Genomic DNA, 259 nt, shown 5'->3' on the forward strand with positions numbered 1-259 from the left:
GTCGGATGCAATGGGGCTGGTGGGTCTTATGCTTTATCTACTAATCAAACGTTGCTAATTGGTGGCAACCCTTCAACGATGGTAGGGTGTGGTGATGACATTGATGATATTGAATCAAGCCTTAGCCGCCTAATGCTTTATAGCTCTAGTCAGTTAACACTGATCAATCTTGATAAGCAGAGAGTATCTAATCCTTCTAATAACTCTGAATCCAGCTATCTCCTTACTCAAAAGTTAGAATCAGGCGAAACCTTAGTAT

Annotated in this window: 1 protein-coding gene; it reads left to right on the forward strand. The window is 40.9% G+C overall.

Translation table 11 applies throughout. The annotated features are described in order from the left end of the window. Positions 1-259 (forward strand): META domain-containing protein (locus tag AAEZ06_RS27655; protein ID WP_350617322.1); only part of this gene is annotated, 259 nt, incomplete at both ends.

Source organism: Pseudomonas sp. HY7a-MNA-CIBAN-0227 (assembly GCF_040310325.1).
GTDB lineage: Bacteria > Pseudomonadota > Gammaproteobacteria > Pseudomonadales > Pseudomonadaceae > Aquipseudomonas.